Genomic DNA, 14,720 nt, shown 5'->3' with positions numbered 1-14,720 from the left:
TCAGTAGTGGCTCAGCTGTGCCTGTTTCACCAGGTCCTCGTAGAGGCGGGCGTAGGGTTCGACCGCCTGGCACCAGTTGAACGGTTGAGTCATCGACAGGCAGCGCATGGCGTTGAGCAGGTTCTTCTTGTCGAACACATAGAAGGCGCGGCTTAGCGCTTCGCGGTAACTCTCCACGGTCGACTCATCGAACAGGAAACCGGTCACGCCATTCTCGATGGTGTCAGCCAGCCCTCCGGTGTTGCGCGCCACGGGCAATGAGCCGAAACGCTGCGCATACATCTGGCTCAAGCCGCAGGGCTCGTAGCGTGACGGCATCAACAGGAAGTCGCTGCCGGCGAACATGCGCCGCGCATCGGTTTCGTTGAAGCCGATGCGCACACCGATGCGGCCGGGGTGACGCAGGGCCAGTTCGCGCATGGCCTGCTCTTCTTCAGGCTCGCCACGGCCGATGATTGCAATCTGCCCGCCCTGTTCGACGATGTAGTCGGCCACGCCCAGGGTCAGGTCCAGGCCTTTCTGGAACACCAATCGCGAGACCACGGCGAACAGCGGCCCTTCGCTTGGGTCGAGCTCGAACAGGCGGCGGACTTCCTCGGCATTGCGCGCCTTGCCATCCCAGTCGTTGATGCTGAAGTTGTGCTGCAGGTGCTTGTCGGTGGCCGAGTCCCAGCTTTCGTCGATGCCATTGGGGATGCCGCCGAGAAGGCCTTGTTGAGCCTTGCTGGCAAGGAATCCGTCCAAGCCGCAGCCGAATTCTGGCGTGGTGATCTCGCGGGCGTAGGTGGCACTGACCGTGGTGATATGGCTGGAGTAAGCCAGGCCGGCCTTGAGGAAGGACAGCTTGCCGTAGAACTCCATGCCTTCCTGCTGCATGGCATGGTCGGGGATCGCCAGCTCCGGGCTGCAGGCGCGGCTGTACACGCCCTGGTAAGCCAGGTTGTGGATGGTGAACAGGGTCGGGGTGCTCAGGCCGCGCCAGTGCATGTAGGCCGGGGCCAGCCCTGCAGGCCAGTCATGGGCGTGCACCACTTCGGGCGTCCAGTGGATCTTGCCTTCACCGGCGGCGATCTCGGCCGCGGCAAGGCCAAGGCGGGCGAAGCGGATGTGGTTGTCGGGCCAGTCGCGACCATTGTTGGCACCATAGGGTGTGCCGTCGCGCTGGTACAGCTCGGGGCAGATCAGCACGTAGATGACCAGGCCGTCAGCCATGTCCATACGGCCGATCTTGCACGGCGGCAGAGCAGCATGGCCGCCCAGTTCGCCGACGATATGAATAGGGTTGTCGCTTTCGACCACCTGGGTGTAGCCAGGGATCAGCACACGAACATCGTGCAGATGGGCCAATGCTCGCGGGAGTGCCGCCGAAACGTCGCCCAAACCGCCGGTCTTGATCAGGTCGGCAATTTCGGAGGTGACGAACAGGATCTTGCGTTTGTTAGGGTTGTGCTGGCGCTGAGCGCCGGGTGCCTTGACTGTCGTGGCGAAATCCGGGGTGATCGGTTCGCGGTTTTCCGGTTTGAATGACTCTACGTGAGGTTCGACAGCGGCACTGATCATACTTCTCTCCGTCCCTATGGTGTGGCCGGGTGTTGGCACCCGTTTGCTTTATTTCGTGCTGGTTATCTCTGCTTTGTATCCAGGTACTGCATCCTTGCCCCATGGTCGTGCGCGCGCACGTCGCGATCGGCATTCCGGCCGGAAGGCGTCTGGTCTGGAAGGAGTGAGCGGCTGCAGCGAAGGGGGTCCCATTGCCTTGGCCTGCTTAAAGTTCCTGACCCGCCGCCTTTTGTAAAAGTTCGACTTTTTTGATGTCGCCTCTTCCTTGAGCAAATCGCGGGCCGAAAGCTGAGTGTAGGAGACCGGAAGTAAAAAGGGTGACCCACTGGTCACTTTCGTTATGACGCGAGATAGACGCAAACGTTGGCGAGTGATACTGCCATCGAACGAGGGCGTTCCAAGGTTGGGCGGGGGTGTTTTCGAAGGGCGCCTTTTTGTAGCGCAATACTCTAAGCGCACCATTCTGGTGCGAGAAATGGCCCCTTAGCGAGTGCATCCGTGCATAGCGCTGCCATGATGTCGGCGTGCAGCGGATTTAGTCGCGAGGAGGCCGTTTTGAATGGATCAAGTCGTGGGTGAGTCCCGGCGGGAGACTTGGCTCATTGAGTGGGTAGCACAGAGGAGTGGTGATGGGTAATCAGCCACTCGCCGTCGATGCGCCGGTAATTGAAGGTGAAGCGTGCCGGTACCGCCTTGCCCGTGCTGGCGAAGCGGAAGGTGTAGAGGCCGGCCAGGGTTGCTTCGCCGCAACCGGCGAACACATGGGTTTCATCCAGGGTGCCGACGGGGCGGTCGGCAAGGAAGCTACGGAAGTAGTCCATGTGTGCCTGCCGAGTCAGCCGTGGGCTGGCCGAGAGTGTCGGTAAAAGCAGGGCCCCGTCCATGTAAAGCGCTGCAACCTGGCCCGGATCGCCACTTTGCAGGCGCGCGTTCCATTGCTCGAACAACCCAAGTATCTCGTCATGCCGGGCAACATGACATTCGCCTTGGGCTTTGGCGAATGCCGGCGCGCCGATGAAGCTCAGCGTAGCGAGCGGCAGCCAGATGGGAAAACCGCGCATACAATCAGTCCTCGTGCATAGCAGGCCCCGGAATGGGGCGCTCGAGGCGCATCATGCTTGCTGCACTACCCGGCTGGATGTCAGGTGCGGTCAGGGCCGGTGTTAGGAAGTTTCCGTACTTCGGGCGTGCGGGGTGAGGCGGTGGGAGCGCTTTGGCCCCCACTGGAGGGATAGCCGATCAGAGGCCGATGGCCTTGTCGTCGCCGGAGCGGGCCTGCTCCAATTGCATGTGCAAGCGGGCGACCTGCTGGCGAAGCTGGTCGCGTTCGTCCTTCAACTTACGCAGTTCATCACGGCGCACAGATACATAGAGGGTCTGGGTTGGAGTGGCAGGCATCAAGGTACCCATGTAAACACCTCGCGGTTTTGGCTGGTGACAATAAAAGCGTAGTCGCTTCACGCGGCGGGCATTCTGAATTCTTTCACTGCTCATTGGAACTTTTTTGTTTAACGTTGTCTCGCCGTTCGTCGCTGAACCCTCGGGCGGTGTGCTGGACTAATCTGAAACGCTGGACTGTGTTGTCATTCATTTTTTCAAGGGGAGCATCGGCTCATGCAACTGGGAATCGTCGGGCTGGGCCGCATGGGCGGCAATATTGCAAGGCGGCTGATGCGCGCCGGACACCGTACGGTCGTGCACGACCGTAACCGTGAGGCGGTAACCGGGCTGGAAGGCGAGGGCGCCCAAGGTGCCCACGACCTTGGCGCGCTGGTGCAGAAGCTGAAGGCGCCACGCGCGGTATGGGTGATGCTGCCGGCGGGCGAACCGACCGAGCAGACCATTGCACAACTGGCCGAGCTGCTGGAGCCGGGCGATGCGATCATCGACGGCGGCAACACCTTCTACAAGGACGACATGCGCCGCGCCGCCGAGCTGGCCAAGCGTGGGCTGCATTACCTGGACGTCGGCACCTCCGGCGGTGTCTGGGGCCTGGACCGTGGCTACTGCATGATGATCGGCGGTGAGAAGGACGTGTTCGAGCGCCTGGAGCCTCTGTTCAAGGCGCTGGCACCGGGCGTTGGCGACATTCCGCGCACCCAGGGCCGCGAAGGGGAGCACGGCCGCGCCGAACATGGCTACATCCATGCAGGCCCGCCCGGCGCTGGCCACTATGTGAAAATGGTGCACAACGGCATCGAATACGGGTTGATGCAGGCCTACGCTGAAGGCTTTGACCTGCTGCGCAGCAAAGGCGGCGATGAACTGCCGCCAGAACAGCGCTTCGACTTGAACGTCGCCGAAATCGCCGAGGTATGGCGCCGTGGCAGCGTGGTCACCTCCTGGCTGCTGGACCTCACCGCCGACGCCCTGGTGGCCGACCCGCAGCTGACGCAGTTCAGCGGCTCGGTATCGGACAGTGGCGAGGGCCGCTGGACGATCGATGCAGCCGTGGAGCAGGCGGTGCCGGTGCCGGTCCTGTCCAGCGCATTGTTCGCCCGGTTCCGCTCACGCCAGCAGCAAGGCACCTACGGCGACAAGGTCCTCTCGGCCATGCGCCTGGGCTTCGGTGGCCACGTCGAGAAGAAAGGCCAATGACCCGACAGACCATTCCTGCAGCTGGCCCTTGTACCCTGTTCCTGTTCGGTGCCAACGGTGACCTGGTCAAGCGCCTGCTGATGCCGGCGCTTTATAACCTGGGCCGGGACGGCCTGCTCGACCGCAACCTGCGCATCGTGGGTGTGGACCACAACCCAGCCACCGCCGATGAATTTGCCGAGCGGCTGCACGCGTTCATGCGTGAGCGCGCCGACAAAGGCGGCGAGGGCGCGGGCAAGGGCCTGGACGAAAAGCTTTGGGCCCGCCTGGCCAAGCGCCTGGACTACCAGACCGGCGATTTTCTGGACCCTGCCACCTATACCGCGCTGGCCAAGCGCATCGACAAGACCAGCCATGGCAACGCCATCTTCTACCTGGCCACCTCGCCACGCTTTTTCCCCGAGGTTGCCCAGCGCCTGGGTGAGGCCGGCTTGCTTGACGAGTCTGCCGGGGGCTATCGCCGGGTCGTGGTGGAGAAGCCCTTCGGCACCGACCTGGCCAGTGCCGAGGCGCTCAACGCATGCCTGCTCAAGGTGATGAGCGAGCGGCAGATCTACCGCATCGACCATTATCTGGGCAAGGAGACGGTGCAGAACATCCTGGTCAGCCGTTTTTCCAATGGCCTGTTCGAGTCGTTCTGGAACAACCACTACATCGACCATGTGCAGATCACCGCCGCTGAAACGGTGGGGGTCGAGACGCGCGGTGCGTTCTATGACCAGACCGGCGCTTTGCGCGACATGGTCCCCAACCACCTGTTCCAGTTGCTGGCGATGGTTGCCATGGAGCCGCCTGCAGCCTTCGGTGCCGATGCCGTGCGCGGCGAAAAAGCCAAGGTGATCGGCGCTATCCGTCCCTGGTCGGCGAAGATGGCGCTGAAGAACTCCGTGCGCGGCCAGTACACCGCCGGCAAGCAGGGCCGCAAGCGCCTGGCCGGGTATCGCCAGGAAGACCGGGTGGCGGCCGACAGCCAGACCGAGACCTACGTGGCCCTGAAGGTGATGATCGACAACTGGCGGTGGGCCGGCGTGCCGTTCTACCTGCGTACCGGCAAACGGATGAGCGTGCGCGACACCGAAATCGCCATCTGCTTCAAGCCGGCGCCCTATGCGCAGTTTCGAGAGTCGGAGCTGGAGCGGCCCAAGCCCAACTACCTGAAGATCCAGATCCAGCCCAACGAAGGCATGTGGTTCGACCTGCAGGCCAAGCGCCCAGGGCCGGAACTGGTCATGGAGAACGTCGAGCTGGGGTTCGCCTACAAGGACTTCTTCAAGATGACCCCGGCCACGGGGTACGAGACCTTGATCTACGACTGCCTGACCGGTGACCAGACCTTGTTCCAGCGTGCCGACAACATCGAGAACGGCTGGCGCGCGGTGCAGCCATTTCTCGATGCCTGGGCGCAGGACGGCGAGGTGCATGAGTACCCGGCGGGTGAGGATGGACCAGAGGCTGGCAACGAGTTGCTGGCCCGTGACAAGCGCGAGTGGCACCGGTTGGGGTGACACGCGGCCCGCCTGGCGGGCCAGACAGCTCATAGAGGAGATTCAATGCCCGCCCACATCGAAGACTATGCGCTGCTCGGCAACTGCCGCAGCGCCGCCCTGGTCAGCCGTGACGGCTCCATCGACTGGCTGTGCCTGCCGCGCTTCGATGCCCCCGCGGTGTTCGCCGCGCTGCTGGGCAACGAAGAGAACGGTCGCTGGCGCCTGGCGCCCAGCGATCCGGTCGAACGTACCAGCCGGGCATACCAGGAAGACACCCTGGTGCTGGAAACCACCTGGGTCACGGCCAATGGCCGCGCCCGCGTGCTCGAATTCATGCCGCTGGAGGACGTCAACTCGGTGGTACGCATCGTCGAGGGCATTGCCGGCGAGATCAACTTTGAGATGGACCTGGTGCTGCGCTTCGACTACGGACGCAGCGTACCCTGGGTGGAAAAGCTCGACCCGTTGACCCTGAGCGCCGTCGCCGGCCCCGACCGGCTGATCCTGTGCAGCACGGTGCCCTCGCATGCCCGTGACCACCACACGGTCGCGCGCTTTCGGGTGAGCGCCGGCGAGCGCCAGGTGTTCAGCCTGCGCCATCAACCTTCGCACCTGCCGGTGCAACCTGACTGCGACCTCGAGCACGCCCTGGAACATACCGTCAGCCAGTGGCAGGCCTTTGCCGCCCGCTGCCCCGAGGTTGGCGCTTACAGCGCGAGCGTGCGCCGTTCACTGCTTACCCTCAAGGCCATGACCTATTCGCCTACTGGCGGCATCGTCGCAGCCGTCACCACGTCGCTGCCCGAAAGCATTGGCCGCGAACGCAACTGGGACTATCGCTTCTGCTGGCTGCGCGATGCCACCATGACCCTGCTGGCGTTCATGAACCTGGGCTACTTCGACGAAGCGCAGGCTTGGCGTGAGTGGTTGCTGCGTTCGGTGGCCGGCAACCCCGAGCAGATGCAGATCATGTACGGCCTGGCGGGCGAGCGAGACCTGCAGGAATACACCTTGCCGTGGCTGGCCGGGTATGAGCACTCACAGCCGGTGCGGGTGGGCAACGCAGCCGCTCAGCAGCGGCAGTTGGATATCTACGGCGAGGTCGCCGACGCCATGGCCCAGGCGATCAAGGGTGGTTTGCCCCGGCACCCACGCAGTGCGGCGATTTCTCGCCTGATCATGCCTTACCTGGAGCGCATCTGGCGTGAACCGGACGAAGGCATCTGGGAGGTGCGTGGTGGCAGGCAGCACTTCGTGCATTCCAAGGTCATGGCCTGGGTCGCATTCGACCGCGCCGCGGGGATGGCTGAGACCACCGAGGAGGGCAGTGAGCGCGGGCAGTATTACCGGCAGGTGGCCGATGACATCCGCCGTGAGGTGTGTGAGCAGGGGCTCGATGCCAAAGGCCAGCATTTCGTCCAGGCCTATGGCTCCAGCGAGATGGATGCCAGCCTGCTGCAGATCGCCCTGACCGGGTTCCTGCCGGCGCAGGATGAGCGCTTTCTGCGCACGCTCGAACAGATCGAGCAGCGCTTGCTGAAAAACGGTTTGCTGATGCGCTATGACAGTGACCGCTGCAGTGACGGCCTGACGCCGGGGGAAGGGACATTCCTGGTCTGTTCGTTCTGGTTGGCCGATGTGTATGTGCTGTTGGGGCGCCAGAGCGAGGCGCAGGCGCTGTACGAGAAGCTGACCGGGCTGTGCAATGACGTGGGCCTGCTGGCTGAGCAGTACGACCCGGCAGGCGCGCGCATGCTGGGCAATTTCCCCCAGGCATTCAGCCACATCGGCATCATCAACACTGCGCTCAACCTGCACCGGGCGCAGTGCCCGGCAAGGGATCGGGCCCGGTGCGGTTGAAGGCAGTGTGCTGGTCTGGGCAAGTTGCTCGTCTTCGGCGAAATGACCGGAGTAGACTAGGGCCAAGAGCAAACGACAAGGAATACGCATGAGCGTTCGTCGCCATGAGCTGGCATTGAGGGTATCGCGATTCTGATGGCCAACCACAAGATCGAAATTCGCCGTCGCAACATCGATAAAATCCTCGTGGCCGCAGAAAAGGTGTTCGCCGAGAAAGGCTACGGCGCAACGTCCATGGGTGATATCGCCGAACAGGCCGAGCTGCCGCGCTCCAACCTGCATTACTACTTCAGCACCAAGGACGAACTGTTCCGCGCAGTGCTGCAGGACCTGCTGGATGTGTGGAAGCAGGACGCACTGTGTTTCGAAAACTTCGACGACCCACGGGTGGTGTTGACCAGCTACATTCGCGCCAAGATGGGCCATTCTCGCTCACGGCCGCTGGGCTCGAAGATCTGGGCCGAAGAGATGCTGCATGGCGCGCCGCTGCTTGGGGTGAGCCTGGATGACAGCCTGGTGCCATGGGCCAAGCTGAAGGTCGACAAGATTCGCCGCTGGGTGGAGGAGGGGCGCATCCTGCCGGTGGAGCCTTCGGCGCTGCTGTACATGATCTGGGCTTCGACCCAGCACTACGCCGACTTCGGTTACCAGGTGGCGGTGCTCAATGGCGGTGAACCGTTGTCGGACCTGGCGTTCGAGAGTGCGATCCAGACGGTGACGCGTGTGATTTTGCGGGGTATCGGGCTGGAGCCTTGATGGCGCGGCCGTTGAGTTACGGCCGCGCCTACGGTGCATCGCGGTTCATTGCAGGGGCGGCCTTGCCTCGCGAAAGGCTAGCAAGGCGGCCCCAGCAATTCACACGGGTCAGCTCGCTTCACGGTAGGGGTTGCGCGGGTCCTGGGTCCAGTTCAGGTACGGTTTGCCGGTGTCCTGCGCGACCATGTCGATGCAGTGTTCCACCGGACAGGTGATCTGGCACAGGTTGCAGCCCACGCATTCGTCTTCGATCACGCTGTAGGCGTGGGTCCCGTCCGCTTTGAGCGTACTGGCGATGGCCTGGTGCGAAGTGTCCTCGCAAGCGATATGGCAGCGCCCGCAGCCGATGCAGGCATCCTGGTCGATGTGCGCCACCGATTTGTAGTTGATGTCCAGGTACTTCCAGTCGGTGGTGTGCGCCACGGCCTGGCCGCGGAAGGCTTCCAGGCTCTGGTGCCCGTGCTGGTCCATCCAGCGTGCCAAACCGTCCTTCATGTCTTCGACGATACGAAAACCGTGCAGCATCGCCGCCGTGCACACCTGCACCGCGCCACTGCCCAGGGCGATGAACTCGGCCGCATCCCGCCAGTTGCCGATACCGCCGATGCCACAGATCGGTAGCCCGCGGGTTTGCGGGTCGCGGGCGATCTCGGCGACCATGTTCAGGGCGATGGGTTTGACCGCCGAGCCGCAGTAGCCACCGTGGGTGCTCTGGTCCCCAACGATCGGGTGGGCGACCATGCGGTCCAGGTCGACGCTGGTGATGGAGTTGATGGTGTTGATCAGCGACACCGCATCGGCGCCACCGCGATGCGCTGCCCGCGCCGACTGGCGGATATCGGTGATGTTGGGCGTGAGCTTGACGATCACCGGCAATGTGCAGTGCGTCTTGCACCAGCGGGTGACCATCTCCACATACTCCGGCACCTGGCCGACCGCCGCGCCCATGCCGCGTTCGGGCATGCCATGCGGGCAGCCGAAGTTCAGTTCGATACCGTCGGCACCGGTGGCTTCCACCAGCGGCAGGATGAACTTCCAGGACTCTTCGACGCACGGCACCATCAGCGAGACGATCAGCGCCCGGTCGGGCCAGTCCTTCTTGACCTGGGTGATTTCGCGCAGGTTGATTTCCAGGGAGCGGTCGGTGATCAGCTCGATGTTGTTGATGCCCTGCACCAGCCGGTTGGCGCCGTAATGAGCCGAGTAGCGCGACGACACGTTGACCGCTGCCGGGTCCTCGCCCAGGGTCTTCCAGACCACGCCACCCCAGCCGGCCTCGAAGGCGCGAACCACGTTGTAGGCTTTGTCGGTCGGCGGCGCGGAGGCCAGCCAGAAGGGGTTGGGCGCCTTGATGCCGGCGAATACGATAGACAAGTCGGCCATTTATGCAGCCTCCACATTGAGCATGAGTTGGGCATGGATGGCTTCGGCGGCCAGCTTGCCGTGTTGCACGGCCTGGACGGTGAGGTCCTGGCCCAGGGCGGTGCAGTCGCCACCGGCGTAGACGCCCGGCAGGCTGGTGCGCATACCCTCGTCGACGCGGATGCGCTCGCCGTCGCGGGTCAACTGCGCGGCCAGCGGGTCGTTGAGGCTGTGTTCGTCGAAACCTTGGCCGATGGCTTTGAAGATGGCGTCGGCGGCCAGCTCGAAGGTTTCACCGGTGTCGCGCAGGCGGCCCTCGGCCAGTTCGGTGCGGGCGAAGCGCATGCCCCGCACGCGGTTGTCGTCGTCCAGCAGTACGGCGTCGGGGCGGGCCCAGGTGTGCAGGCGCACCTGATTGGCCTTGGCAATGTCCTGCTCGTGGCCGGTGGAGCCCATGTCGGCGTAACCGCGCCGGTAGACCAGGTTGACGTCGCGAGCACCCAGGCGGCTCATTTGCACGGCCATGTCGATGGCGGTGTTGCCTGCGCCGATCACCAGGCAACGCTCTGCCAACGGCAGTTGCGAAAGATCATCCGCCTGGCGCAGCTCACGGATGTAGTCGGTGGCCGCGAGCATGCCGGGCGCCTCTTCACCAGGCAGGCCGAGCTGGCGTACGGCGGCGAGACCAAGCCCCAGGAATACCGCATCGTATTGCTCACGCAGCTCTGTCAGGCTCAGGTTGCCGCCCAGGCGTTGGCCGTGGCGCATTTCGATGCCGCCGATGCCGAGCAGGAATTCCACTTCGCGCTGGGCATAATCGTCCACCAGCTTGTAGCGGGCGATGCCGTACTCGTTCAGGCCGCCCGCCTTGTCGCTGGCCTCGAACACCACCACCTCATGGCCATGCATGGCCAGGCGATGTGCACACGACAGCCCGGCGGGGCCTGCACCGACCACGGCGATGCGCTTGCCGGTGGCTGGCGAACGTTTGAACGGGTGCTCGGTGAAGCCGGCGTTGTCCAAGGCATAACGCTGCAGCTGGCCGATCAGTACCGGTGCACATTCCTGGGCATTGTTGCGCACGCAGGCCTGCTGGCAAAGAATCTCGGTGGGGCACACGCGGGCGCAGCTGCCGCCCAGGATGTTGGCCGACAGGATGCGCTCGGCGGCACCTTGCCGGTTCTCGTCGCTGATGCGGTGGATGAACGAGGGAATGTCGATTTCGCTCGGGCATGCGTTGACACAGGGCGCGTCGTAGCAATACAGGCAGCGGGCGCTTTCCACTGCGGCCTGGCGGGCGGTGAGGGGCGGCGCGAGGTCGCTGAATTGCTCGGCCAGTTGGTCGGCACCGGCGCGGGGGCGCGGCAAGTGGTTCAGGGCGTCGATCACGGTTGTAGCCTCTCTTTTTTATAGGGCTTGGGGTGGGGCGCCATGCGCCCCAATCGCCGGCCAGCCGGCTCCCACAGGTACAGTGAGGTACCTGGGAGCGTGGGGGGACTGGCTTGCCGGCCAGGGGCTGCGCAGCAGCCCCGACAGTTTCAGCGCTGCACAGGTATCGGGCGCTGCTGCTCGGCGCGGCGGCCCAGCACCTCGTAGACCGAGGGGTACGCCGGGCGCTGCACGTAACGACCCGCGCCAGGTTCGGCGCGCAGGTCGCCATCGGCCCAGACCACGCGGCCCTGGCTGATGGTGTGGCTGGGGATACCGCGCACGGTGCGGCCCTCGAAGATGTTGAAGTCGACACGCTGGTGGTGGGTCTGCGCGGAGATGGTGCGCGTGCCCTGTGGGTCCCACAGCACCAGGTCGGCATCGGCGCCGACGCGGATGGCGCCCTTGCGCGGGAACAGGTTGAAGATCTTCGCGGTGTTGGTGGAGGTCAGCGCGACGAATTCATGCATCGACAGCCGCCCACTGTTGACGCCCGCGTCCCACAACACCGCCATACGGTCTTCGATGCCGGCCGTGCCGTTGGGGATGCGGCTGAAGTCGTTGCGCCCCATGGCTTTCTGCTCGGCGCAGAAGCAGCAATGGTCGGTGGCGGTGGTGTGCAGGTTGCCTGACTGCAGGCCGCGCCACAGGGCGTCCTGATGCTCGCGCGGGCGGAAGGGCGGGCTCATCACATACCCAGCGGCGGTGGCCCAGTCCGGGTCACGGTAGACGCTGTCGTCGATCAGCAGGTGCCCGGGCAGTACTTCACCGTAGACCGGCTGGCCCTTGGCCCGGGCATAGGTGATTTCGTCCAGCGCTTCACGGCTGGAGATGTGTACCACGTACAACGGCGTACCAATGGTTTCGGCGATGCGGATGGCGCGGCTGGCAGCCTCGCCTTCGACTTGCGAAGGGCGCGACAGCGGGTGCGCCTCGGGGCCGGTCAGCCCTTGGGCGAGGAGCTTTTGCTGCAGGTGGTAGACCAGCTCGCCGTTCTCGGCGTGCACGGTGGGTACCGCGCCCAGTTGCAGGCAACGCTCGAAGCTGGCGACCAGGGTGTCGTCGGCGGCCATGATCGCATTCTTGTAGGCCATGAAGTGCTTGAAGCTGTTCACGCCATGTTGGGTGACCAGCTCGCCCATTTCTTCGGCGACCTGCTCGCTCCACCAGGTGATGGCAACGTGAAAGCCGTAATCGGACGCGCTCTTTTGCGCCCAGCCGCGCCAGGTGTGGAAGGCCTCCAGCAGCGATTGCTGCGGGTTGGGGATGACGAAGTCGATGATCGAGGTGGTGCCGCCGGCCAGCCCTGCGGCAGTCCCGCTGAAAAAGTCCTCGCTGGCCACTGTGCCCATGAAGGGCAACTGCATGTGGGTGTGCGGGTCGATGCCGCCGGGCATCAGGTACTGGCCGCTGCCGTCGAGGATCTCGCAGTCGGTAGGCGCTTGTAGGTCTTTGCCAATGGCGCAGATCTGGCCATCGACACACAGGACATCAGCGGGGTAGCTCTCTTCGTGGGTGACCACGGTGGCGCCACGGATCAACAGGGACATGCCGTCTTCCTCGCAGGCTGACCGGTCTTTGCCGGTTCTTCGATTGTTATGCGCCAGTGGCTGGAGGATGAATTTCAATCCTGTCAGACCTGACAAGAATGGAATTTAGATGCTGATTGTGGATTGTTCAAGAAAATATTCAATGGGCTTTTAACTTATATAAGTAACTGATTTTAAAGGATTAATTTAAAAGATCACCAAAATAGTGAGGCCTTTCACCATTTTGACGCACTTGACAACAAGCCAAATTGGTCAAGATTTTCCATGCAAAATCAGCTGCTTGAAACCTGGCTGGGAGGCGCAGGGCGCGCCACTGAAAAACCAGGCTGCACCAGTTTGAAACCTGTTGCAGGGGCCAGGGCCGGTCCCAGGCGCTGAACGTGAAAGGCGATGACATGACCGCGCCGTCGCCTGACGTAGATCAATACCTTGCAGATCAGTTGATTACCTGCGCTCGGCGGCGGCCGGCCGGGCAGGCGAAGGCCGGCCCGGCACGTATTTTGAGTACGGCCACAACCGCCAGGCCGGACCGCAGGAGCAGTACTGGTGGTGTATGTGCTCCGGCCATCGCGTTAGCCCGATGAGCAGACAATTAGAAAAATCTGGAGAAGGCCCCATGCAACAGAGCAGATCGCAAGTGATCGAGCAGGATGGCCTGTTCGAGCTGTCCGCAGGCAGTGACGTGCTCGACAGCCCGCGCTACAACCACGACATCGCGCCCACAAAGGTGCACCAACGCACCTGGAACAAATGGCACATCACCGCACTGTGGGTGGGCATGTCCATCTGCGTGCCCACCTATACCCTGGGCGGCGTGCTTACGGCCTACTTTGGCCTCAGCGTGGGCGAGGCGTTGCTGGCGATCCTGCTGGCCAACCTCATCGTGCTGATCCCGCTCACCCTCAACGCCTTCCCCGGCACCCAGTACGGCATTCCCTTTCCTGTGTTGCTGCGTTCATCGTTCGGTATCTTCGGCTCCAACGTACCCTGCCTGATACGCGCGGTGGTTGCCTGTGGCTGGTTCGGCATCCAGACGATGTTCGGCGGCTTGGCCATTCACCTGTTCCTGGGCTCGATCTTCGATGACTGGAAAGCGTTGGGCGGCACCGGTGAAGTGATCGGCTTCATGGTGTTCTGGGCCCTCAACCTGTGGGTGGTGTTGCGCGGTGCAGAATCGATCAAATGGCTCGAAACCCTGTCCGCGCCCTTGTTGGTGGCAGTCGGCTTTGGCCTGCTGTTCTGGGCGTTGCCGCACATGTCGATGGCCGAGCTGCTGGCCCAGCCGCCCAAGCGTCCGGAAGGGGCGAGCGTGGTGAGTTATTTCTGTGCCGGGCTTACCGCGATGGTCGGCTTCTGGGCCACGTTGTCGCTGAACATTCCGGATTTCAGCCGCTACGCCAAAAGCCAGAAAGACCAGATTCTCGGGCAGATCTTTGGCCTGCCGTTGACCATGTTCCTGTTCGCTTCCCTGGGCGTGGTGATGACCGCCGCCTCGGCCTCGCTGGTAGGTGAAACGGTCTCCGATCCGGTCAGCCTGATCGGCAAGATCCAGAGCCCGGGCTGGGTGGCCCTGGCCATGGCGCTGATCGTGATCGCGACGCTGTCGACCAACACCGCAGCCAACATCGTCTCACCGACCAACGACTTCCAGAACATTGCTCCGCGCCTGATCGGGCGCAGCCGCGCCGTGTGGCTGACAGGCTTCATCGGCCTGGCACTGATGAGCCACGAGTTGCTGAAGAAACTTGGCTGGATCGTTTCCGACATCAGCCTGGAGAGCGTCTATTCCAACTGGCTGCTGGGGTACTCCAGCCTGCTGGGGCCGATTGCCGGGATCATGGTGGTGGACTACTTCCTGATCCGTCGGCAGAAGCTGGATCTGGCCGGCCTGTACCGTGATGACATCTACCCGGCCTGGAACTGGGCAGGCTTCGCCGCCTTTGCATTGCCTGTGGCTCTGACCGTGATGGCCATTGGTAACAGCAGTTTCAGTTGGTTCTACGACTATGGCTGGTTCACCGGGTCGCTGCTTGGCGGGGTGCTGTACTACGCCCTGGGCGGCCTGGCGGTGCGCGGGCCAGTGCAGCCTGTGATCAATGCAGACAACAAAAACGCCTGA

The 14,720-nt window shown here is 63.3% G+C and carries 11 protein-coding genes; 5 read left to right on the top strand and 6 right to left on the bottom strand.

Going from position 1 to position 14,720, the window contains the following annotated elements; translation table 11 throughout:
* The 3 genes from glgA to ACIPZH_RS02625 all read right to left on the bottom strand — a co-directional run bounded on the left by glgA (position 1) and on the right by ACIPZH_RS02625 (position 2,970).
* The gene (gene glgA / locus ACIPZH_RS02635) at positions 1-1,560 is read right to left on the bottom strand and encodes a glycogen synthase GlgA (protein WP_400625746.1); all 1,560 of its coding nucleotides are present in this window, start codon (positions 1,558-1,560) and stop codon (positions 1-3) included.
* A 599-nt stretch (positions 1,561-2,159) separates the two neighbouring features.
* Complete coding sequence (locus tag ACIPZH_RS02630) at positions 2,160-2,621, bottom strand: DUF4440 domain-containing protein (protein ID WP_400634964.1); 462 nt, start codon at positions 2,619-2,621, stop codon at positions 2,160-2,162.
* A gap of 178 nt (positions 2,622-2,799) precedes the next feature.
* Positions 2,800-2,970 (bottom strand): DUF6026 family protein, encoded by a 171-nt coding sequence (locus tag ACIPZH_RS02625; protein ID WP_241803304.1) that lies wholly within the window; start codon positions 2,968-2,970, stop codon positions 2,800-2,802.
* Between the two features lie 204 nt (positions 2,971-3,174).
* Here ACIPZH_RS02625 and gnd point away from each other — a divergent pair, with 204 nt between their 5' ends.
* The 4 genes from gnd to ACIPZH_RS02605 all read left to right on the top strand — a co-directional run bounded on the left by gnd (position 3,175) and on the right by ACIPZH_RS02605 (position 8,261).
* Positions 3,175-4,158 carry a phosphogluconate dehydrogenase (NAD(+)-dependent, decarboxylating) gene (gnd, locus tag ACIPZH_RS02620; RefSeq protein ID WP_400625742.1) on the top strand — a complete coding sequence of 328 codons (984 nt, stop codon included), beginning with the start codon at positions 3,175-3,177 and terminating at the stop codon, positions 4,156-4,158.
* The gene (gene zwf, locus ACIPZH_RS02615; protein WP_400625740.1) at positions 4,155-5,663 is read left to right on the top strand and encodes a glucose-6-phosphate dehydrogenase; all 1,509 of its coding nucleotides are present in this window, start codon (positions 4,155-4,157) and stop codon (positions 5,661-5,663) included. The genes gnd and zwf overlap by 4 nt, the downstream gene beginning before the upstream one ends.
* A gap of 45 nt (positions 5,664-5,708) precedes the next feature.
* The gene (locus tag ACIPZH_RS02610) at positions 5,709-7,505 is read left to right on the top strand and encodes a glycoside hydrolase family 15 protein (protein ID WP_241803307.1); all 1,797 of its coding nucleotides are present in this window, start codon (positions 5,709-5,711) and stop codon (positions 7,503-7,505) included.
* 135 nt (positions 7,506-7,640) lie between these two features.
* The gene (locus ACIPZH_RS02605; protein ID WP_241803308.1) at positions 7,641-8,261 is read left to right on the top strand and encodes a TetR/AcrR family transcriptional regulator; all 621 of its coding nucleotides are present in this window, start codon (positions 7,641-7,643) and stop codon (positions 8,259-8,261) included.
* 108 nt (positions 8,262-8,369) lie between these two features.
* Here ACIPZH_RS02605 and preA read toward each other — a convergent pair whose 3' ends face one another.
* From preA to hydA, 3 genes are all read right to left on the bottom strand, one after another.
* Positions 8,370-9,644: an NAD-dependent dihydropyrimidine dehydrogenase subunit PreA gene (gene preA / locus ACIPZH_RS02600; protein ID WP_400634961.1), complete on the bottom strand. Its 1,275-nt coding sequence runs from the start codon at positions 9,642-9,644 to the stop codon at positions 8,370-8,372.
* Positions 9,645-11,012: an NAD(P)-dependent oxidoreductase gene (locus ACIPZH_RS02595; protein WP_400634959.1), complete on the bottom strand. Its 1,368-nt coding sequence runs from the start codon at positions 11,010-11,012 to the stop codon at positions 9,645-9,647. It abuts the gene before it with no gap.
* Between the two features lie 149 nt (positions 11,013-11,161).
* Positions 11,162-12,601, bottom strand: a complete 1,440-nt coding sequence (gene hydA, locus ACIPZH_RS02590; RefSeq protein ID WP_400634958.1) for a dihydropyrimidinase — start codon at positions 12,599-12,601, stop codon at positions 11,162-11,164.
* A gap of 616 nt (positions 12,602-13,217) precedes the next feature.
* Here hydA and ACIPZH_RS02585 point away from each other — a divergent pair.
* Positions 13,218-14,720 (top strand): NCS1 family nucleobase:cation symporter-1, encoded by a 1,503-nt coding sequence (locus ACIPZH_RS02585; RefSeq protein ID WP_241803312.1) that lies wholly within the window; start codon positions 13,218-13,220, stop codon positions 14,718-14,720.

The organism is Pseudomonas sp. NPDC089758 (genome assembly GCF_044748705.1).
Lineage (GTDB): Bacteria > Pseudomonadota > Gammaproteobacteria > Pseudomonadales > Pseudomonadaceae > Aquipseudomonas > Aquipseudomonas putida_X.
The sequence above is the reverse complement of the archived record's forward strand: the minus strand, read 5'-3'. Positions and strand labels throughout refer to the sequence as shown.